Raw genomic sequence first — 19,897 nt, 5'->3', positions numbered from 1 at the left:
AAATTCCTAACTAATCGGCAGAAAAAGCAGCGGCGACGCTGAAATCGTCGCCGCTGCTTTTTTTACTTGCTGACGCTGACGCCGTAGAAGGAGTTCAAGCCGAATGGGCTGATCTTGAAGTCCTGCACGTTGGCGCGCATGGGTTGATACACCGTCGAGTGAGCGATAGGTGTCATTGGGACTGCATCTTTGAGGACGTGTTGCGCCTGTTTGTACAGTTCGGTGCGCTTGCCCTGGTCTGTAGTGCGCTTGGCTTCTTTGACGAGGCCATCAAATTTCTTGTCGCACCACTTGGAGAAGTTGTTGCCGCTAAGCGAGTCGCAACCAAACAACACGTTCAGCCAGTTGTCCGGATCACCATTGTCACCGCTCCAGCCAATGATCATGGCCTGGTTCTCACCACCTTTGGAGCGCTTGATGTACTCGCCCCATTCGTAGCTGGTGATCTTCACTTTCAAGCCGATCTTGGCCCAGTCGGACTGGAGCATTTCAGCCATCAGCTTGGCGTTCGGGTTATACGGACGCTGAACCGGCATCGCCCACAGGACGATTTCGGTACCTTCCTTGACGCCGGCTTCCTTAAGCAGCTGCTTGGCTTTCTCAGGGTCGTACTTGGCGTCCTTGATGGTGGTGTCGTAAGACCACTGGGTCGGCGGCATGGCGTTGACGGCCAGTTGGCCCGCGCCCTGGTAAACCGAATCGATGATCTGCGGCTTGTTGACGGCCATGTCCAAGGCCTGACGAACGCGCAGGTCAGCCAGAGGGTTTTTCTCGTCGCTGCCTTTGACCTTGTCCATCACGTTGTAAGCGATGTAGCCCAGGTTGAAACCGGCCTGGTCAGGCATCTTCAGCGACTTGTCTTCTTTCAGCGCTTTCAGGTCGGCCGGACGTGGGAACAGGGTGACCTGGCACTCGTTCTTTTTCAGCTTCTGAATACGTACCGACGGGTCGGTGGTGATGGCGAAGATCAGGTTGTCGATCTTCACGTCATCAGGCTTCCAGTAGTCCTTGTTCCCGGTGAAGCGGATGTTGGAGTCTTTCTGGTAGCTCTTGAACACGAACGGGCCGGTGCCGACCGGTTTCTGGTTGATGTCGGCAGGCTTGCCATCCTTGAGCAGCTGGGCTGCGTACTCGGCGGACTGCACCGAGGCGAAGCTCATGGCCATGTTCTGGATGAACGCGGCATCAACTTCCTTGAGGGTGAACTTGACGGTGTGGTCGTCGACTTTATCGATCTTGGTGATGTTGGTGTCCATCCCCATGTCGGTGAAGTACGGGAATTCGGTCGGGTACGCCTTACGGAACGGGTCATCCTTGTTAATCATGCGATTAAAGGTGAACAGCACGTCGTCGGCGTTGAACTCACGGGTCGGCTTGAAGTACGGGGTGGTGTGGAACTTGACGCCTTCACGCAGGTGGAAGGTGTAAGTCAGGCCATCTTCGGAGATGTCCCACTTGGTCGCCAGACCAGGAATCACGGCGGTGCCGCCGCGCTCGAACTGGGTCAGGCGGTTGAACATGGTTTCGGCAGAGGCGTCGAAGTCTGTTCCGGTGGTGTACTGGCCTGGATCAAAACCGGCCGGGCTCCCTTCGGAGCAGAACACCAGGTTAGTCGCAGCGGATGCGAAAGGTGCGGAGGCTAACAAGCCTGCGCCGACTAAAAACGGAATGACCGCGTGTTTAAGCATGTTGGCCTCATGATTTGTTGTCATTTTTTGATTTGAGGTACGACCTCGTGAGTCGTGCCTGCGGATACTTATGCAGGCGCCATACCCAATGCAAGATCCAGAGCGGTCGGCGGCCTCAAACGGTGGCACGAACGTACCTTAATGTCGCATCTGTGTAACTTCTGACGCATTTGACCGTTTGCGGGTGGTTTTTACGGTGCAAATCAAGCCCCAAAACGGTGCGTTGGTCACGTTGTGCGCGCCGCCTTGGGGCCTGGTGTTACTTATTTATACCCACGCCATAGAAAGGGGTTAGACCGAACGGGCTGATACGGAAGTCTGTGACTTCCTTGCGCAGCGGCTGGAACACCGTGGAGTTGGCAATCGGGGTTATCGGCACTTGTTGTTTAAGGATCAGTTGCGCCTGTTGATACAGTTGTACCCGTTGTGTTTTGTCGGTGGACACCTTGGCCTGCTGTACCAGTTTGTCGTAGGCCGGGTCGCACCATTTGGCGTAGTTGCTGCCCTTGACTGCCGCGCAGCTGTACAGCACGCCGAGCCAGTTGTCAGGGTCGCCGTTGTCACCGGTCCAGCCATAAATCATCGCGTCATGTTCGCCATTTTTGGCGCGTTTGATGTATTCGCCCCACTCATAGCTGACGATGTTGGCCTTGATGCCGATCTTGTCCCAATCCTGCTGAATCATCTGCGCCGACATCCGCGCATTCGGGTTCGAGGCGCGCTGCACGGTCATTGCCCAGAGGTTGATGGTTGTACCCGGTGCAACCCCTGCTTCTTTCAGTAGCGCCCTGGCTTTTACCGGGTCGTGCGGCGCGTCTTTTATGTTCGGGTCGAATGACCATTGCGCGGGTGGCAAGGCGTTCTGGGCCAACTGGCCGGCGCTTTGATAAACGGCTTTGATGATCGCCGGTTTATCGATGGCCATGTCCAGGGCCTGGCGCACCTTGAGCTGATCCAGCGGCGGGTGAGTGGTGTTGTAGGCGAGGAAACCGAGGTTGAAACCGGCCTGTTTCAGCACGCGCAGGTTCGGGTCTTTTTCCATCACTTCAATGTCGGCCGGGCGCGGGTAACCGCTGACCTGGCATTCGCCGGTCTTGAGTTTCTGCAGGCGTACGGCGGCGTCCGGGGTGATCGAGAAGATCAAGTTGTCGATCTTCACATCCTCGGGTTTCCAGTAGGCCGTGTTAGCGCTGTAGCGGATTTGTGAATCCTTTTGATAGCGCTTGAACACGAACGGGCCGGTGCCGATCGGTTTCTGGTTGAGGTCGGCGGCCCTGCCTTCCTTCAACAACTGCGCTGCGTATTCGGCCGATTGCACCGAGGCGAAACTCATGGCGAGGTTTTGCACGAACGCGGCGTCGACGTTGTTGAGGTTGAAGCGCACGGTTTGCTCGTCGAGTTTTTCGACCGATTTGATCGTGGTGTTCAGACCCATGTCGGTGAAGTACGGGGATTCGGCGGGGTAGGCCTTGCGGAAAGCGTTTTGCGGGTCGAGCAGGCGCTGGAAGGTGAACAGGACGTCGTCGGCGTTGAAGTCGCGGGTTGGGGTGAAGTATTGCGTGGTGTGGAATTTCACGCCCTGGCGCAGGTGGAAGGTGTATTGGAGTCCGTCGTTGGAGACGTCCCATTTTGTTGCCAGGCCCGGTTCGATGTCGGTGCCGCCGCGCTGGAATTGGGTGAGGCGATTGAAGACGGTTTCGGCGGAGGCGTCGAAGTCGGTGCCGCTGGTGTATTGGCTGGGGTCGAAGCCTGCGGGGCTGGCTTCGGAGCAGTAGACCAATGTTGTGGCTGCGTTTGCCAGGGGGGCGGTTGTGGCCAGGGCCAGGGAGATCAAGAGCGGTTTGAGGGTGGATCTTGGCATGTAGTCCCCGGGGGTATGGAGGTGGTTTTGGGTTGAGATTAGCGGGGAATTGTGGGGTTTCGGAAATATCGTTTTTCTTGGGGGAGTGTCTATCTCGGTATATGTGGCGGCTTTTGTTGTGGGTATATCCGTTGCTGCGGTCATGGCTGCTTGGGGTTCCGCCCTTACGGCGGGTCACTTTTTCCAGGCGCCGAAAAAGTAACCAAAAAGGCTTGCTCCTGCGTGCGGCCCGCTCGCTGGGGCTCGGGGTTCCTTCGCTCCAGGATCGATCCGGGCGCAGCGTCTCCGGTTTGCTTCGCTGCACCTCCTTTCGCTGTGTTTGGCTTCGCCAAACGGTCGCTGCGCTCCCACCCCCGGATCAATCCCTCCGCTCAGCCTTCCGACGTCGCCCGTGGATCAAGATCAAAAGCTGCAGCCGAGCTAACGCTCATCCTGTTGAGTGGGGCGGCATGCGCCGCGTGCGGGTTGTACTTGTCTCCTCTGTAGGAGCTGCCGCAGGCTGCGATCTTTTGATCTGGCTTTCGCTTTCTGTGGGAGCTGGCTTGCCAGCGAAGAGGCCCACACAGTCACCCGATTACTTTGCTGTGTTTAGAGGTGTTTGAAATAACCAGAACCTTCCCACAAGGTTTTCAGGTTGTCCGTCGGACGCTCGCTCTCTAGGCTTGGGTTGTCGCAGAAGACTCTGCGATCGGGAGGTGAGATTCCCGGTTATTGAATTTGGAAACCTGCGAAAGCCGCTCCATAATCGCCGCCAGTTCATGCTGTCGGCAGTTCTTTATGGCGGCTATGTACGGGCGGACTTCGGTTCGGCCGGGTTGGTTTCCTTACCGGTAATCTCACTCCGTACATAGTTGCCACCTCGTTTCTCGAGTGAGATCGGAAATGAATGGCGTCATTCGTAAGGAAATGCTCCATGGATAAATTGATCCCCGACCCACCCCTCGAAACCCCACTCGAAGCATCCCTCCGCGCCGAAGACCTCGCCCGAAACCGCGAAGCCATCAAACGCGCCCTCGATTTCTATCTCATCCCCGAAACCAGAAAACCGCGCCAACCCAGCACGATGTTCATGGTCTGTCCCAACGTCGACACCGAAAGCCTGCTCGCCCACGCCTGTGAATCACTGGCCTCTGCCAGCGCGGCAGCCAGCAACTTTGCCAACGAGTTGGGCGGCACGCAGCGCAATACGGTGCTCGGTATTCAGCAGATCATTATGCTGGCCGAACTGGCGGTGAGCCGGGCGCTGGATCGGGTTGATCCGCAGGCTTGAGACCGCGTTATCGTTCATCGCTGGCAAGCCAGCTCCCACAGGTTTTTGTGCTGATTTTGAAATCGACGCGTGACCTTGTGGGAGCTGGCTTGCCAGCGATGGCGGCGGAGCATTCACCACAAAATCCAGGCACAAAAAAACCGGCGATCATTCGCTGATCGCCGGTTTGTCATTCAGCCCACATCACATCACTGCATCAGCACTTCAATCGAGCCATCAGCGGTCATGCTGACCTGACTGGTGCCGGCCTCAACTTCAGGCGTCACCGGTGCCGAATCCATGCCGGCGGCTTTCATCATCATCGGCGCGCGCATGTACGGTTGTGGGTAACCGTTAGCGTTGAGGTTCAGGTTGACGATTTTGTAGCCCTTGCCGCCGAGGGCGTCGGTGGCCAGTTGCGCACGGGCCTTGAAGGCGGTGACGGCTTCTTTGAGCAGCGCGTCTTCGCTGGCTTTGCGGGTCGGGTTGGCGATTGCGAAGTCCATGCCACCCATTTTCAGGTCGCCCAGCAGTTCGCCGGTGAGTTTGGACAGGGCGGCGAAGTCGGCGCTTTCCAGGCGCAGTTCGGCGCGTTCACGCCAGCTGGTTATTTTCTGGCCCTTGGTGTCGTAGATCGGGTAGCTGTTGCGGCTGCCCTGGCGCAGGGTGATGTCTTTGACTTGCTTGGCCTGGGCCAGCGCCTTGTTCATGGTGGTGCTGACGTCGGCGGCGAGTTTGGCCGGGTCGGTGTTTTGCTCTTCGGTGTAGAGGGTCACGATCATCAGGTCGCGGGCAACTTCCTGGCTGACTTCGGCGCGCAGGGAAATCTGGTTGTAGTGCAACTCATCGGCGGCCAGGGCTGGAAGGCTGGCGACGCTGCCGACGGTCAGGGCGAGGAGGGCGGCGCTGCGGCGAAATGTATGCATGAAAGCTCCTTGATGAGGGCGCAGGTGTTGGTTCGGGCCTGCGTGAAACCATCAGACTCCAGAAAGCAGCTTCAAGTTGCAAGCCTCAAGCTGCCAAGCCAAACGCTTTCACTTGTAGCTTGCAGCTCGAAACTGGCAGCTTATTCGGTGTGGTCGTTTGCCGCACTTTCGCCTCTGGAGGCCGCGGCTTGGTTATACTCCGTGCGATCCGCCTGGAGCGCTCATCAGGAGAGCTCATGCTCGCCCCCGTACAATTGACTTCCGCCACTCGCCAGAACCTCTGGCGGCTGACTTTCATCCGCACGCTGGTGCTCGCCGCGCAGGCAGGTTCCGTAGGTCTGGCCTATTGGCTGGAGCTGTTGCCGTTGCCGTGGGTGCAACTGGCGATGACCCTCGGCTGCTCGATATTGCTGTGCGCGTTCACCGCGGTGCGCTTGCGTACTTCATGGCCGGTGACCGAGCTGGAATACGCCCTGCAACTGGCCTGTGATCTGGTTATCCACAGCGCGCTGCTGTATTTCTCCGGTGGTTCCACGAACCCGTTCGTTTCCTATTATCTGGTGCCGCTGACCATTGCTGCGGTGACGCTGCCATGGCGCTATTCGGTGATCCTGTCCGGCATCGCGCTGGCCTTGTACACCGTGATGCTGACGCGGTTCTATCCGCTGGAAACCCTGCCGGTCGCCCGCGAAAACCTGCAGATCTACGGCATGTGGCTGAGCTTTGCGCTCGCGGCGGCGGTGATCACTTTCTTCGCTGCGCGCATGGCTGAAGAGTTGCGTCGTCAGGAAGAGCTGCGTGCGATTCGTCGCGAAGAAGGCCTGCGCGATCAGCAATTGCTCGCCGTCGCCACGCAAGCTGCCGGTGCCGCCCATGAACTGGGCACGCCGCTGGCGACCATGAGCGTGTTGCTCAAGGAGATGCAGCAGGATCATCCCGATCCGCTGCTGCAGGACGACCTGAAAGTGCTGCAGGATCAGGTCAAGTTGTGCAAGGAGACCTTGCAGCAACTGGTGCGCGCCGCTGAGGCGAATCGTCGTCTGGCGGTGGAGATGCAGGACGTCACCGTCTGGCTCGACGAAGCGCTGAACCGCTGGCACCTGATGCGTCCGGAAGCCAGTTATCGCTTCCATTGTCTCGGTCAGGGCGCTGTGCCGCGCATGGCGCCGCCGCCGGATCTGACCCAGGCCCTGTTGAATCTGCTCAACAACGCTGCCGATGCCTGCCCGGAAAATCTCAAAGTGACGCTGGACTGGGACACGGAAAACCTGACCATCAGCATTCGCGATCACGGCGCCGGTGTGCCACTGGCCATCGCCGAGCAGATCGGCAAACCATTTTTTACCACGAAGGGCAAAGGTTTCGGCCTGGGCCTGTTTTTGAGCAAGGCCAGCGTGACACGCGCCGGCGGCTCAGTGAAACTCTATAGTCATGAGGAAGGCGGCACGCTCACCGAGCTGCGCCTGCCCCACGGCGCCCGAGGAGACCAACATGAGTGACGAAATCCAAGTCGAAGGCGAAGAACTGCCGCATTTGCTGCTGGTCGACGATGACGCGACCTTCACCCGAGTGATGGCCCGTGCCATGGCCCGCCGCGGCTTTCGCGTCAGCACTGCAGGTTCTGCCGAAGAAGGCATTACCATCGCGCAGGCCGATATCCCGGACTACGCCGCGCTCGACCTGAAAATGGACGGCGATTCCGGTCTGGTGCTGCTGCCCAAGCTGCTGGAACTGGACCCGGAAATGCGCGTGGTGATCCTTACCGGTTATTCGAGCATTGCCACCGCTGTCGAGGCGATCAAGCGCGGCGCCTGCAACTACCTGTGCAAACCGGCCGATGCCGACGATGTTCTGGCCGCGCTGCTCTCCGAGCACGCCGACCTCGACAGCCTGGTGCCGGAAAACCCGATGTCGGTCGACCGCCTGCAGTGGGAACACATCCAGCGCGTGCTCACCGAACACGAAGGCAACATCTCCGCCACTGCCCGCGCCCTGGGCATGCACCGCCGCACCCTGCAGCGCAAACTGCAGAAGCGCCCGGTTCGTCGCTGAACCAGCGCTGAACGACCATCGCCAGCCCTCGCGATAAAACGCGCCGATCATCTATGATCGGTGCGTGTCTGTTCTTATCTATATTGAGCCTTATCCATGAATCAGAACGCTGAATACTCCGCGGTCAACGATGCTGTGCGCGGGCAGTTTTTTCGCAAAGTATGGGCGATCATCACGCCTTATTGGCGCAGTGAAGAGAAGGTCCAGGCCTGGACGCTGCTGATTGCGGTGATAGTGCTCTCGCTGCTCAGCGTGGGCATCTCGGTGTGGTTTAACACCTGGTACAAGGACTTTTACAACGCGTTGCAAAAGAAGGACGAGGCGGCGTTCTGGCGGCTGATTCTGTATTTCTGTGCGATAGCGGCGGTCGCGATTGTCGGAGCGGTGTACCGGCTTTACTTGACCCAGATGCTGACGATTCGCTGGCGGGCCTGGCTCACTGAAAAGCATTTCTCCCGTTGGCTCGCCGACAAGAACTACTACCAGCTGGAGCAGGGCGGTTATACCGATAACCCGGACCAGCGAATTTCCGAAGACCTCAATAACTTCACCTCCAACACCCTTGAACTGGGTATCGGGCTGCTGCGCAATATTGTCAGCCTGGTGTCGTTCTCGATCATTCTGTGGGGCGTGTCGGGCAGCATCGAAGTCTTTGGCATCACCATTCCCGGCTATATGTTCTGGTGCGTGCTGGTTTACGCCGTGGTCGGTAGCTGGCTGACGCATTTGATCGGTCGTCGTTTGATCGGCCTGAACAACCAACAACAACGCTTCGAAGCCGACCTGCGCTTTTCCATGGTGCGGATTCGCGAGAACGCCGAAAGCATTGCGTTGTACAACGGCGAACCGAACGAAAATCGTCGGTTGAGCGCTCGCTTCGGGAATGTCTGGCACAACTTCTGGGACATCATGAAAGTGTCCAAGCGCCTGACCTTCTTCACCGCCGGTTACAGCCAGGCGGCGATTATCTTCCCGTTCATCGTGGCCTCACCGCGTTATCTCTCCGGCAAGATCGAACTCGGTGAGCTGATGCAGATCAGCTCGGCATTCGGCAACGTTCAGGAGAGCTTCAGCTGGTTCATCAGTGCGTACCAGAGCCTCGCTTCCTGGCGCGCCACCTGTGATCGTCTGCTGAGTTTCCGTCAAGCCATGACCGACAATGAACAACGTGCGCCGGCTATTGATGTGCAGAATCAGGGCAGTGAATTGAAAGTCCACAACCTGGGGCTCGATCTGGCCGACGGTCGTCACTTGCTGACCAACGCCGACATGACCGTTGAACCGGGTGATCGCGTGATGCTCAGCGGCCGTTCTGGCAGCGGTAAGTCGACGTTGCTGCGGGCGATGGGGCACTTGTGGCCAGCGGGGCACGGCAGTATTCGGCTGCCGGCGGCGCGTTATCTGTTCCTGCCACAAAAACCGTACCTGCCGATCGGCACCCTGCGCGAGGCGTTGAGTTATCCACAGGCGGGTGACACCTATTCAGCAGAACGTTACGCGCAAGTGCTGGAAACCTGCCGCTTGCCGCATCTGGTCGCCCGTCTGGATGAAGCCAATCACTGGCAGCGGATGCTCTCGCCCGGTGAACAGCAGCGCCTGGCCTTCGCCCGCGCGATGCTTTATGCACCGCACTGGCTGTACATGGATGAAGCGACTTCGGCGATGGACGAGGAAGACGAAGCCACGCTGTACCAGGCACTGATCGATCAGTTGCCGGGTTTGAGCATTGTCAGTGTCGGTCACCGCAGCAGCCTCAAGCGGTTCCACCCACGGCATGTGCGAATCGACAGCGGCCACTTGGTTGAGCAAACAGTAACTGCTTGATCCACACAAATCCCCTGTAGGAGCTGCCGCAGGCTGCGATCTTTTGATCTTGTTTATAAAATCAAAGTCAAAAGATCGCAGCCTGCGGCAGCTCCTACAGGGCCGATGTGATCCGGCCGGTGATCGTACAACCCGGTTGAGCTATGATGCCCACAAGCCGAACTTTCGAGACAACATGCAACCATGGAAAACCTGATCGACACCCCGCGCTTCCCACGCAAGCGCCGCAGCCTGGCTCAGGAATTGGTGACGGTGCTCAGCGAGCAAATCCGTGACGGCCTGCTCAAGCGTGGCGATAAATTGCCTACCGAGTCGGCGATCATGGAAGCCCATGGCGTCAGCCGCACCGTGGTGCGCGAGGCGATTTCCCGGTTGCAGGCCGCAGGCCAGGTAGAAACCCGCCATGGCATCGGCACTTTTGTGCTCGACACACCGAGCCCGAGTGGTTTCCGGATCGATCCGGCCACCGTCGTCACCCTGCGTGACGTGTTGGCCATTCTTGAATTACGCATCAGCCTTGAGGTGGAATCCGCCGGGCTTGCCGCGCAACGTCGCAGCCCCGAGCAACTGGCGACGATGCGCGCTGCGCTCGATGCGCTGAACGACAGCGTTTCCCACGCCAGTGACGCCGTCGCCTCCGACTTCGCTTTCCATCTGGAAATCGCCCTTTCCACAGGCAACCGCTATTTCACCGACATCATGACCCACCTGGGCACCAGTATCATTCCGCGTACGCGGCTGAATTCCGCGCGTCTGGCCCATGATGATCAGCAGCATTACATGAGTCGCTTGAGTCGTGAGCACGAAGAAATCTACGAAGCCATTGCCCGTCAGGATTCCGATGCAGCGCGTGCGGCCATGCGTCTGCACCTGACCAACAGCCGCGAGAGACTGCGCCAGGCCCATGAAGAGGCGCAAGCGCAGGGGTGATTGATGGTTATTTTTCGAGCCGGATCTTCGTAGCTGGGGACTCCCCTAGATCCTGTTTTCCTCTCTTCACGGAGTATTGAAGGTTAGCACCGGCCCCTGGTTGCATATTTTTTGTAAAAATGTCTGCGGGAATATCGAATACCATTACCGACGGTGCTGATTCCGCGCTTTTTGTTTCACTCCAATTGTTACCGGTAGTCGTCCATACCTTAAAAGTGATCTTGTCTTCTAAACTGGCCGATAAAATCACCACTTGCCCGTGGGCATATTCTTTGAGTTGGTCGACGTAAAGTACGCCTTCTACTGCCTCTTTGAGAAAAGGAGCTTCCAGCGCTTTTTCTTGTGCAGTCATGATCAAGTCCCTTTTTCTGTGAATTCAAACCTTTGAATGAGCGCATTGAATGCAATGCGCCCTGGAGCCGGCTCGTTCGCTCCTTGGCAATTAGGGCAGGGATCAAACGTGGCTCGCACCTGTAAGAAATACCAGTTCCGACGAACGGTGGTCGCTTTGAAAGGGGGCTCCGGACCTTCAAACGCGTCCTGAATCAGGGCTCGATTTGTAACGTCAGCGGCTCAGAGAAAGGCTCGATGCTGGACTCGTCCAGAAACTTGTAGCGCAGTTCAATTTCCCTGTGCAGGTACGGTATTAGCGCTTCTTTGGGAATGTGCAGTTCGATACCCGTCAGCTTTTCCATCTCGTCCTCGGCGTCTTCCCAGGTGCCAGTGTTGACTTCTTCGCTCGCCCATTCGGGCTCCTCGGGGTCATCGCCCAGAATCGCGTAGACGCTCCAATTCGCCGCAAAATCGGTGGATTCGGGCACTTGCACGATCAGTTCGTCGCTTAATGCCGACAGGTTCACGGTTGCCGTTTCAGGCGAATGAGGCAGAAATTGCGGGAGTTCGGGTGGGGCAAAATCCATCGGGGCGCTCTCCATGCGAGGTGTGCCGTGATCCATTCACGGCGGGTTTGCACGGTACGAGAATCCCGCCTGTGTCGTTTTAAACCGTCTATTTCCATTTATTGCAAAGCTGCGGCGCGCCTTCGAAAACAATCTTGTCCGACAAAAAAGCCCCCGCAACGATGAAATGCAGTTGACGGTTATTTTTTAAGTTGTACGATGACCTACAACCTCGGCGAATAGCTGAACGATCCAATCACAAAAAACGTTGCTACCAGGGTGTTCGAATAATGAATCCACAAGAACTGAAGTCCATCCTCTCTGCCGGCCTGCTGTCTTTCCCGGTGACCGATTTCAACGCGCAGGGCGATTTCAACCGCGCGGGCTATATCAAACGTCTGGAATGGCTGGCCCCGTATGGCGCTTCGGCCCTGTTCGCCGCCGGTGGCACCGGTGAATTCTTCTCCCTGGCCGCCAGCGAATACTCGGAAATCATCAAGACTGCCGTCGACACCTGCGAAACCAGCGTGCCGATTCTGGCGGGCGTGGGCGGTTCGACTCGTCAAGCCATCGAATATGCACAGGAAGCCGAGCGTCTGGGCGCCAAAGGTCTGTTGCTGCTGCCGCATTACCTGACTGAAGCCAGCCAAGACGGTGTCGCCGCTCACGTTGAAGCCGTGTGCAAATCGGTGAAGATCGGCGTGGTGGTCTACAACCGTAATGTCTGCCGCCTGACCGCGCCGCTGCTGGAACGTCTGGCCGAGCGCTGCCCGAACCTGATCGGTTACAAGGATGGCCTGGGTGATATCGAGTTGATGGTGTCGATTCGTCGCCGCCTCGGTGATCGCTTCAGCTATCTGGGGGGCTTGCCGACCGCCGAAGTCTACGCCGCCGCCTACAAGGCGCTGGGCGTGCCGGTTTACTCCTCGGCGGTGTTCAACTTCATTCCGAAAACCGCGATGGATTTCTACCACGCCATTGCCCGCGAAGATCACGCCACTGTCGGCAAGATCATCGACGACTTCTTCCTGCCATACCTCGACATCCGTAACCGCAAGGCCGGTTATGCCGTGAGCATCGTCAAGGCAGGCGCAAAAATCGCCGGCTATGACGCGGGCCCGGTGCGGGCGCCGCTGACCGATCTGACTGGCGAAGAGTACGAAATGCTCGCCGCGCTGATCGACAAGCAAGGTGCGCAATAACACCCGACAAACCAAGGCCGCTGAGCAATCAGCGGCCTTTTGCGTGAGGAGCGATTTCAGTGACTGATTCAAAACGCTACGACAACTACATCAACGGTGAATGGGTCGCCGGTTCCGATTACTCGGCCAACATCAACCCGTCCGAGCTGAGCGACACCATTGGCGACTACGCCAAGGCAGATCTGGCTCAGGTCAACGCTGCCATCGACGCTGCGCGCGCAGCGTTCCCGGCCTGGTCGACTTCAGGTATTCAGGCTCGTCACGATTCGCTGGATAAGGTCGGCTCGGAAATCCTCGCTCGTCGCGAAGAGCTCGGTACGTTGCTGGCCCGGGAGGAGGGCAAGACCCTGCCCGAAGCCATCGGCGAAGTGACCCGCGCCGGTAACATCTTCAAGTTCTTCGCGGGAGAATGCCTGCGGTTGTCCGGCGATTACGTGCCGTCGGTGCGCCCGGGCGTCAACGTCGAAGTGACCCGCGAAGCACTGGGCGTGGTCGGTCTGATCACCCCGTGGAATTTCCCGATCGCCATCCCTGCATGGAAAATCGCTCCGGCCCTGGCCTACGGCAACTGCGTGGTGTTGAAACCTGCGGATCTGGTACCGGGCTGCGCTTGGGCGCTGGCCGAAATCATCTCCCGCGCAGGCTTCCCGGCCGGCGTGTTCAACCTGGTGATGGGCAGCGGCCGTGTGGTCGGCGAAGCATTGGTCAACAGCCCGAAAGTCGATGGCATCAGCTTCACGGGTTCTGTCGGTGTTGGCCGTCAGATCGCGGTCAACTGTGTGTCGCGCCAGGCCAAGGTCCAGCTGGAAATGGGCGGCAAGAATCCGCAGATCATTCTCGACGACGCCGACCTCAAGCAAGCGGTCGAGTTGTCGGTGCAGAGTGCGTTCTACTCCACCGGCCAACGTTGCACGGCGTCGAGTCGTTTGATCGTTACCGCCGGGATTCACGACAAATTCGTCGAAGCCATGGCCGACCGCATGAAGTCGATCAAGGTCGGCCACGCGCTGAAATCCGGCATCGATATCGGTCCGGTGGTTTCGCAGGCACAGCTTGAACAGGACATGAAATACATCGACATCGGCCAGTCCGAAGGTGCGCGTCTGGTCAGCGGCGGCGGTCTGGTGACCTGCGACACCGAGGGTTACTTCCTCGCGCCAACGCTGTTTGCCGACAGCGAAGCATCGATGCGCATCAGCCGCGAAGAGATTTTCGGCCCGGTGGCCAACATCGTCCGCGTCGCCGATTACGAGGCTGCGCTGGCCATGGCCAACGACACCGAGTTCGGCCTGTCGGCCGGTATCGCTACCACGTCGCTGAAGTACGCCAACCACTTCAAACGTCACTCCCAGGCCGGGATGGTGATGGTCAACCTGCCGACTGCCGGCGTGGATTACCACGTTCCGTTCGGTGGCCGTAAGGGCTCGTCCTATGGATCACGTGAGCAAGGTCGCTATGCGCAGGAGTTCTACACGGTTGTGAAAACCAGCTACATCGGCTCCTGATCCAGCAATACCTGTGGGAGCTGGCTTGCCAGCGATAGCATCATCGCGGAGTGACTGATACACCACGTCGCCTGCATCGCTGGCAAGCCAGCTCCCACAAAAGCCAGACCAAAGAAGATTCACCCGCGCATAAAAATAATCAGTGGGAGTACATCTACATGCAACCGACTCAAAAGCCGACCCACGTCCGCTATTTGATCCTGCTCATGCTGTTTCTGGTGACCACGATCAACTATGCCGACCGCGCGACCATTGCGATCGCCGGTTCCAGCCTGCAAAAAGACCTCGGCATCGACGCGGTCACCCTCGGCTATATCTTCTCCGCTTTCGGTTGGGCCTACGTGGCCGGGCAAATTCCCGGTGGCTGGCTGCTCGATCGCTTCGGCTCGAAAAAAGTCTATGCCCTGAGCATTTTCACCTGGTCGCTGTTCACCGTGCTGCAAGGCTTTGTCGGTGAATTCGGCATGTCCACGGCGATTGTTGCGCTGTTCATGCTGCGCTTTCTGGTGGGCCTGGCCGAGGCGCCGTCCTTCCCCGGCAACGCGCGCATCGTCGCGGCCTGGTTCCCGACCGCTGAACGCGGCACCGCTTCGGCGATCTTCAACTCGGCACAATATTTCGCCACTGTGTTGTTCGCGCCGCTGATGGGCTGGATCGTCTACAGCTTCGGCTGGGAACACGTGTTCATCGTCATGGGTATCCTCGGCATCGTCTTCTCGCTGATCTGGCTGAAGGTTATCCACAGCCCGCGCGAACACCCGAGCATCAACGATGCCGAGTTCAAGCACATCGCTGATAACGGCGGCATGGTCGACATGGACCAGCGCGGCAAAAAATCCGACGGCCCGAAGTGGGACTATATCCGCCAGTTGCTGACCAACCGCATGATGCTCGGCGTATATCTGGGCCAGTACTGCATCAACGGCATCACCTACTTCTTCCTGACCTGGTTCCCGGTGTACCTGGTGCAGGAGCGCGGCATGACCATCCTCAAGGCGGGTTTCATCGCCTCGTTGCCGGCGATCTGCGGCTTTATCGGTGGTGTACTCGGCGGGGTGATTTCCGATTACCTGCTGCGCAAGGGGCACTCGCTGACCTTCGCCCGCAAGGCACCGATCATCGCGGGCTTGCTGGTTTCCAGCAGCATCGTCGCCTGCAACTATGTTGATGTTGAGTGGATGGTCGTGGGCTTCATGGCGCTGGCATTTTTCGGCAAAGGCGTTGGCGCATTGGGTTGGGCAGTGGTTTCCGACACGTCGCCAAAACAGATCGCCGGTCTGAGCGGTGGCCTGTTCAACACTTTCGGCAACATCGCTTCGATCACCACGCCGATCGTGATTGGCTACATCATCAGCTCCACCGGTTCGTTCAAATGGGCGCTGGTGTTCGTGGGTGCCAACGCACTGGTGGCGGTGTTCAGCTATCTGGTGATCGTCGGCCCGATCAAACGTGTGGTGCTCAAAGAGCCGCCAACCACTGGCGGTGTCGAAGCCAGCGGTAAATTGTCTCAAGCGCATTCCTGAGGAGCGGTGTCATGCAGTTGATTGAACATTCCGACTCGCCGCGCTACATCCGCCTGCACGAGCGGGACAACGTAGTGATTGTGGTCAACGACCAGGGCGTACCGGCCGGCACCGAGTTCCCGGACGGTCTGGTGACCGTGGATTTTGTGCCGCAGAGCCACAAGGTCACCCTTGAGGACATTGCCGAGGGTGGCCAGGTGATTCGCTATGGCCAGATCATTGGCTACGCGTTGCAGCCGATTCCGCGCGGCAGTTGGGTCAAGGAAGATCAACTGCGCATGCCGACCGCGCCACCGCTCGACAGCCTGCCGCTGTCCACCGAGGTGCCGCAGGCGCAGGCGCCGCTGGAAGGTTTCACGTTCGAGGGTTACCGCAACGCCGACGGCACCGTCGGCACGCGCAACATTCTCGGCATTACTACCACTGTGCAGTGCGTGACCGGCGTGCTCGATCACGCGGTAAAACGCATCAAGGACGAGCTGCTGCCGAAGTATCCGCACGTCGATGACGTGGTGGCGCTGACCCACAGTTACGGCTGTGGTGTGGCGATCACTGCCACCGACGCCTACATCCCGATCCGCACCGTGCGCAATCTGGCACGCAACCCGAACCTGGGGGGCGAAGCGCTGGTGATCAGTCTGGGCTGCGAAAAATTGCAGGCCGGGCAGGTGATGCACGAGGACGACGCTTCGGTCGATCTCAGCGATCCATGGCTGTATCGCTTGCAGGATTCCAGTCACGGTTTTACCGAGATGATCGAGCAGATCATGGCGTTGGCGGAGGTGCGTCTGAAGAAGCTCGACCAGCGCCGCCGCGAAACCGTGCCGGCTTCTGAACTGATCCTGGGTATGCAGTGCGGCGGCAGTGATGCGTTTTCCGGGATCACCGCTAATCCGGCGCTGGGTTATGCCTCGGACTTGCTGTTGCGGGCGGGGGCGACGGTGATGTTTTCCGAAGTCACCGAAGTGCGCGACGCGATTTATCTGCTGACCTCTCGGGCGCAAACCAAAACCGTCGCCGAGGAACTGGTGCGCGAAATGGATTGGTACGACCGCTATCTGGCCAAGGGTGAAGCGGATCGCAGTGCCAACACCACACCAGGCAACAAGAAGGGCGGGTTGTCGAACATTGTCGAGAAGTCGCTGGGTTCGATCGTCAAATCCGGCAGCAGCGCGATCAATGGTGTCCTTGGCCCAGGCGAGCGTTTCAAGCAGAAGGGTTTGATTTTCTGCGCGACCCCAGCCAGTGATTTCGTCTGCGGCACGTTGCAACTGGCGGCGGGGATGAACCTGCATGTGTTCACCACCGGGCGCGGCACGCCTTACGGGCTGGCGATGGCGCCGGTGGTGAAGGTGTCGACACGTACTGAGCTGGCGCAGCGCTGGCCTGATCTGATCGATATCGATGCCGGGCGGATTGCGACCGGAAGGGCGACTATCGAGGAGCTGGGTTGGGAGTTGTTCCACTACTACCTGGATGTTGCCAGCGGCAAACAGCAGACGTGGGCGGAGAAGCACAAGCTGCATAACGACATTACGTTGTTTAATCCGGCGCCGATTACCTGAGACCGGGTTATCGTTCTTCGCGAGCAGGCTCGCTCCCACATTCGATCGCGTTCTGTCTGTGCGAATGCGATCCAGTGTGGGAGCGAGCCTGCTCGCGAAGGCGATCCCACAGACGCCGGAGGTCTTGTGGCTTATCATTAGCCCCCTAACGACGCTCACCCAAGGCTCCCCGGCATGCTGGCAATCTTCCTCGAAACCCTGAACATCACCGCGCCGGTGTTTGCCATGCTGTTTCTCGGTGTGCTGCTCAAGCGCATCGACTGGATCAACGACAACTTTATCCACACGGCATCGTCGCTGGTGTTCAACGTCACCATGCCGGCGCTGCTGTTCCTCGGCATACTGCATGCCGACCTGCACGCCGCGTTGCAACCGGCACTGTTGATCTACTTCTCGATTGCCACGCTGGTGAGTTTTGCCGTTGCTTGGGGCTGGGCGATTTTCAAGTGTCCGCGCGCAGATCGCGGCATCTATACCCAAGGCGCGTTTCGCGGCAATAACGGGGTGATCGGCCTGGCACTCGCCGCGAGCATGTATGGCGATTACGGGATTTCGCTTGGGGCGATTCTCGCGGCGCTGGTGATCCTGTTCTACAACACACTCTCGACCATTGTGCTGGCGGTCTACAGCCCGGTGATCAAATCCGACCCGTGGAGCATCTGCAAAAGTGTGTTCAGCAATCCGCTGATTATCAGCGTGATTGCGGCGGCGCCGTTTGCCTACTTCAAGATCAGTCTGCCGGGATGGCTGGAAACCTCCGGCCAGTATCTGGCGCAAACCACCTTGCCGCTGGCGTTGATCTGCATTGGCGGCACGCTGTCGCTGGCGGCGCTGCGCAAGAGCGGCAACATGGCGCTCAGCTCAAGTCTGGTGAAGATGATCGGCTTGCCGGTGCTCGCGACCCTTGGCGCATGGTTATGGGGTTTTCGCGGGGCGGAACTGGGGATTCTGTTTCTGTACTTCGGCAGCCCGACGGCGGCAGCCAGTTTTGTCATGGCCCGGGCAGCGCAGGGTAATCATGAACTGGCGGCGGCGATTATTGTGCTGACCACGTTGATGGCGGCGATTACCACCAATCTCGGGATCTTCATTTTGCAGTGGGGTGGGTGGATCTGAAGGGTAAGATCAAAGGATCGCAGCCTTCGGCAGCTCCTACAGGGGAGCACATTTCACTGTAGGAGCTGCCGAAGGCTGCGAGCTTTTAGCTTTTCTGGTAGCTGTCGATCACTTCCTGCGCCGCCCGAAACGCATCAATCGCCGCCGGCACCCCGGCGTACACCGCGCAATGCAGCAGCGCTTCGCGAATCTCTTCCACGGTGCAGCCATTGTTCAATGCACCGCGCACATGGCCCTTCAGCTCTTGCGGGCACTTCAACGCGGTCAGCGCGGCGAGGGTAATCAGGCTGCGGGTTTTCAGCGGCAGACCTTCGCGATTCCACACGCCACCCCAGGCATGTTCATTGACGAAATCCTGCAACGGCTGGGTGAATTCGGTGGCATTGCCCAAGGCGCGATCAACGAACACATCGCCCATTACCTGACGGCGGACTTCAACCCCGGACTTCTTCGATTCGGTCATGGCATATCCCTCTTGTGGTGTTGGCGGCGCCAGGCGCGTACGGACGTGAATAGCAGAAACGCCAGCAGCGGCGGCAGAACGTAAAACAGCATCAGCCGCTCCAGTTTGCCGGCCAGTGGCATGCCGGTGGTGAACGACACCACGTGCAGCCCGTACACCAGATACAAACCGAGCAGCAGCAGACCTTCGACGCGGGTCACGCGGTAGCCGGAATAGAACACCGGCAGACACAACACGGCGACCCCGAGCATCACCGGCAGGTCGAAATCCAGCGCATTGGGCGAGACAGACAAAGGCATCGGTGCGATCAGTGCAGTAAGCCCAAGCACCCCAAGCAGATTGAACAAGTTGGCACCGATCACGTTGCCCACGGCGATGTCCCGCTGCCCGCGCAGAGCCGCAATCAGCGACGTCGCGAGTTCTGGCAGCGAAGTGCCGACAGCAACGACGGTCAGGCCGATCACTCGCTCGGAGAATCCAAGGTCAGTGGCTACCACGACAGCGGCGCCCAGCAACAGGCGTCCAGCGAACACCAGCATGGCCAGGCCGACAATGATCATCAGCACACTGACGAACCACGATGCCGGCGCCGTTTCAGGCTGTTCCGCATGCGGTCGTACCGAATGCCGCGACTGGCGCAACAGCAAACCCAGGTACAGCGCCAGTGCGCTCAGCAACAGGATGCCGTCGAGGCGCCCGAGCTCTTCATTCCAGGCCAGCAAGAACACCAGCAGACTGGCGCCGATCATCAGCGGAATGTCGAGGCGCACCAACTGCCGCGACACGCGCAACGGAATGATCAGCGCCGACAGGCCGAGGGTCACCAGAATATTGAAGATGCTGCTGCCGATCACGCTACCGACCGCAATGTCCGGGGTATGCGCCTGTGCCGCTTGCAGGCTGACGGCCATTTGCGGCGCACTGCTGCCAAACGCGACCACGGTGAGACCGATGATCAGTGGCCGCACATGCAGGCGAGCAGCCAGGCGCACTGCCGCACGCACCATCAGTTCGGCGCCGAAGATCAACAGGCACAGCCCGGCGAACAGTTCGATCAGGCTGATCAAAGGCAAATCGGCTAGGGCGAAAATGGT

General features: G+C 58.8%; 17 protein-coding genes. 10 read left to right on the top strand and 7 right to left on the bottom strand.

All coding sequences use genetic code 11. The features are described 5' to 3' along the window. Nucleotides 1-62: 62 nt before the first annotated feature. Nucleotides 63-1,688 (bottom strand): ABC transporter substrate-binding protein, encoded by a 1,626-nt coding sequence (locus tag JJD74_RS03030; RefSeq protein WP_042557630.1) that lies wholly within the window; start codon nucleotides 1,686-1,688, stop codon nucleotides 63-65. A gap of 259 nt (nucleotides 1,689-1,947) precedes the next feature. Next, nucleotides 1,948-3,549 (bottom strand): ABC transporter substrate-binding protein, encoded by a 1,602-nt coding sequence (locus tag JJD74_RS03025; protein WP_200611205.1) that lies wholly within the window; start codon nucleotides 3,547-3,549, stop codon nucleotides 1,948-1,950. A gap of 913 nt (nucleotides 3,550-4,462) precedes the next feature. On the opposite strand from JJD74_RS03025, the gene JJD74_RS03020 reads away from it, so the two are divergent. After that, nucleotides 4,463-4,819 carry a DUF6124 family protein gene (locus JJD74_RS03020; protein ID WP_200611202.1) on the top strand — a complete coding sequence of 119 codons (357 nt, stop codon included), beginning with the start codon at nucleotides 4,463-4,465 and terminating at the stop codon, nucleotides 4,817-4,819. Between the two features lie 188 nt (nucleotides 4,820-5,007). Here JJD74_RS03020 and JJD74_RS03015 read toward each other — a convergent pair whose 3' ends face one another. Beyond that, nucleotides 5,008-5,724, bottom strand: a complete 717-nt coding sequence (locus tag JJD74_RS03015) for an SIMPL domain-containing protein (protein ID WP_200611199.1) — start codon at nucleotides 5,722-5,724, stop codon at nucleotides 5,008-5,010. A 236-nt stretch (nucleotides 5,725-5,960) separates the two neighbouring features. On the opposite strand from JJD74_RS03015, the gene JJD74_RS03010 reads away from it, so the two are divergent. The 4 genes from JJD74_RS03010 (at nucleotide 5,961) to JJD74_RS02995 (ending at nucleotide 10,530) form a co-directional block, all read left to right on the top strand. Further along, entirely contained in the window at nucleotides 5,961-7,223 is a 1,263-nt protein-coding gene (locus JJD74_RS03010) for an ATP-binding protein (RefSeq protein ID WP_200611184.1), read from the top strand. Then, entirely contained in the window at nucleotides 7,216-7,776 is a 561-nt protein-coding gene (locus tag JJD74_RS03005) for a response regulator transcription factor (protein ID WP_042557635.1), read from the top strand. Before JJD74_RS03010 ends, JJD74_RS03005 begins: the two co-directional genes overlap by 8 nt. 96 nt (nucleotides 7,777-7,872) lie before the next feature. Then, on the top strand, nucleotides 7,873-9,600 hold the full coding sequence (locus tag JJD74_RS03000) for an ABC transporter ATP-binding protein/permease (RefSeq protein WP_115147467.1): 1,728 nt from the start codon (nucleotides 7,873-7,875) through the stop codon (nucleotides 9,598-9,600). Nucleotides 9,601-9,783: 183 nt separating this feature from the next. Continuing rightward, on the top strand, nucleotides 9,784-10,530 hold the full coding sequence (locus tag JJD74_RS02995; protein WP_047299761.1) for a FadR/GntR family transcriptional regulator: 747 nt from the start codon (nucleotides 9,784-9,786) through the stop codon (nucleotides 10,528-10,530). Between the two features lie 7 nt (nucleotides 10,531-10,537). Here the strand turns inward: JJD74_RS02995 and JJD74_RS02990 are convergent, their stop codons facing one another. Both JJD74_RS02990 and JJD74_RS02985 read right to left on the bottom strand, forming a co-directional pair. Continuing rightward, the gene (locus JJD74_RS02990; RefSeq protein WP_042557638.1) at nucleotides 10,538-10,882 is read right to left on the bottom strand and encodes a hypothetical protein; all 345 of its coding nucleotides are present in this window, start codon (nucleotides 10,880-10,882) and stop codon (nucleotides 10,538-10,540) included. 193 nt (nucleotides 10,883-11,075) lie between these two features. Beyond that, nucleotides 11,076-11,450 (bottom strand): hypothetical protein, encoded by a 375-nt coding sequence (locus JJD74_RS02985; RefSeq protein ID WP_200611182.1) that lies wholly within the window; start codon nucleotides 11,448-11,450, stop codon nucleotides 11,076-11,078. 269 nt (nucleotides 11,451-11,719) lie between these two features. Here JJD74_RS02985 and kdgD point away from each other — a divergent pair, with 269 nt between their 5' ends. The 5 genes from kdgD (at nucleotide 11,720) to JJD74_RS02960 (ending at nucleotide 18,340) form a co-directional block, all read left to right on the top strand. Then, entirely contained in the window at nucleotides 11,720-12,631 is a 912-nt protein-coding gene (kdgD, locus tag JJD74_RS02980; RefSeq protein WP_042557640.1) for a 5-dehydro-4-deoxyglucarate dehydratase, read from the top strand. Between the two features lie 59 nt (nucleotides 12,632-12,690). Further along, entirely contained in the window at nucleotides 12,691-14,136 is a 1,446-nt protein-coding gene (locus tag JJD74_RS02975; protein WP_200611180.1) for an aldehyde dehydrogenase family protein, read from the top strand. A 71-nt stretch (nucleotides 14,137-14,207) separates the two neighbouring features. After that, the gene (locus JJD74_RS02970; protein WP_215729555.1) at nucleotides 14,208-15,659 is read left to right on the top strand and encodes an MFS transporter; all 1,452 of its coding nucleotides are present in this window, start codon (nucleotides 14,208-14,210) and stop codon (nucleotides 15,657-15,659) included. A gap of 11 nt (nucleotides 15,660-15,670) precedes the next feature. Then, on the top strand, nucleotides 15,671-17,224 hold the full coding sequence (gene garD / locus JJD74_RS02965) for a galactarate dehydratase (protein WP_200611177.1): 1,554 nt from the start codon (nucleotides 15,671-15,673) through the stop codon (nucleotides 17,222-17,224). Between the two features lie 174 nt (nucleotides 17,225-17,398). Then, nucleotides 17,399-18,340: an AEC family transporter gene (locus JJD74_RS02960; RefSeq protein WP_200611163.1), complete on the top strand. Its 942-nt coding sequence runs from the start codon at nucleotides 17,399-17,401 to the stop codon at nucleotides 18,338-18,340. Nucleotides 18,341-18,425: 85 nt separating this feature from the next. Here JJD74_RS02960 and JJD74_RS02955 read toward each other — a convergent pair whose 3' ends face one another. Continuing rightward, complete coding sequence (locus JJD74_RS02955) at nucleotides 18,426-18,803, bottom strand: carboxymuconolactone decarboxylase family protein (RefSeq protein WP_042557645.1); 378 nt, start codon at nucleotides 18,801-18,803, stop codon at nucleotides 18,426-18,428. Beyond that, entirely contained in the window at nucleotides 18,800-19,861 is a 1,062-nt protein-coding gene (locus tag JJD74_RS02950) for a calcium/sodium antiporter (protein WP_115147491.1), read from the bottom strand. The genes JJD74_RS02955 and JJD74_RS02950 overlap by 4 nt, the downstream gene beginning before the upstream one ends. Nucleotides 19,862-19,897 lie beyond the last annotated feature (36 nt).

Source organism: Pseudomonas sp. MF6776, assembly GCF_016613125.1.
In the GTDB taxonomy this organism is placed as follows: domain Bacteria; phylum Pseudomonadota; class Gammaproteobacteria; order Pseudomonadales; family Pseudomonadaceae; genus Aquipseudomonas; species Aquipseudomonas iridis.
This window is presented reverse-complemented; position numbering and strand designations above follow the sequence as displayed.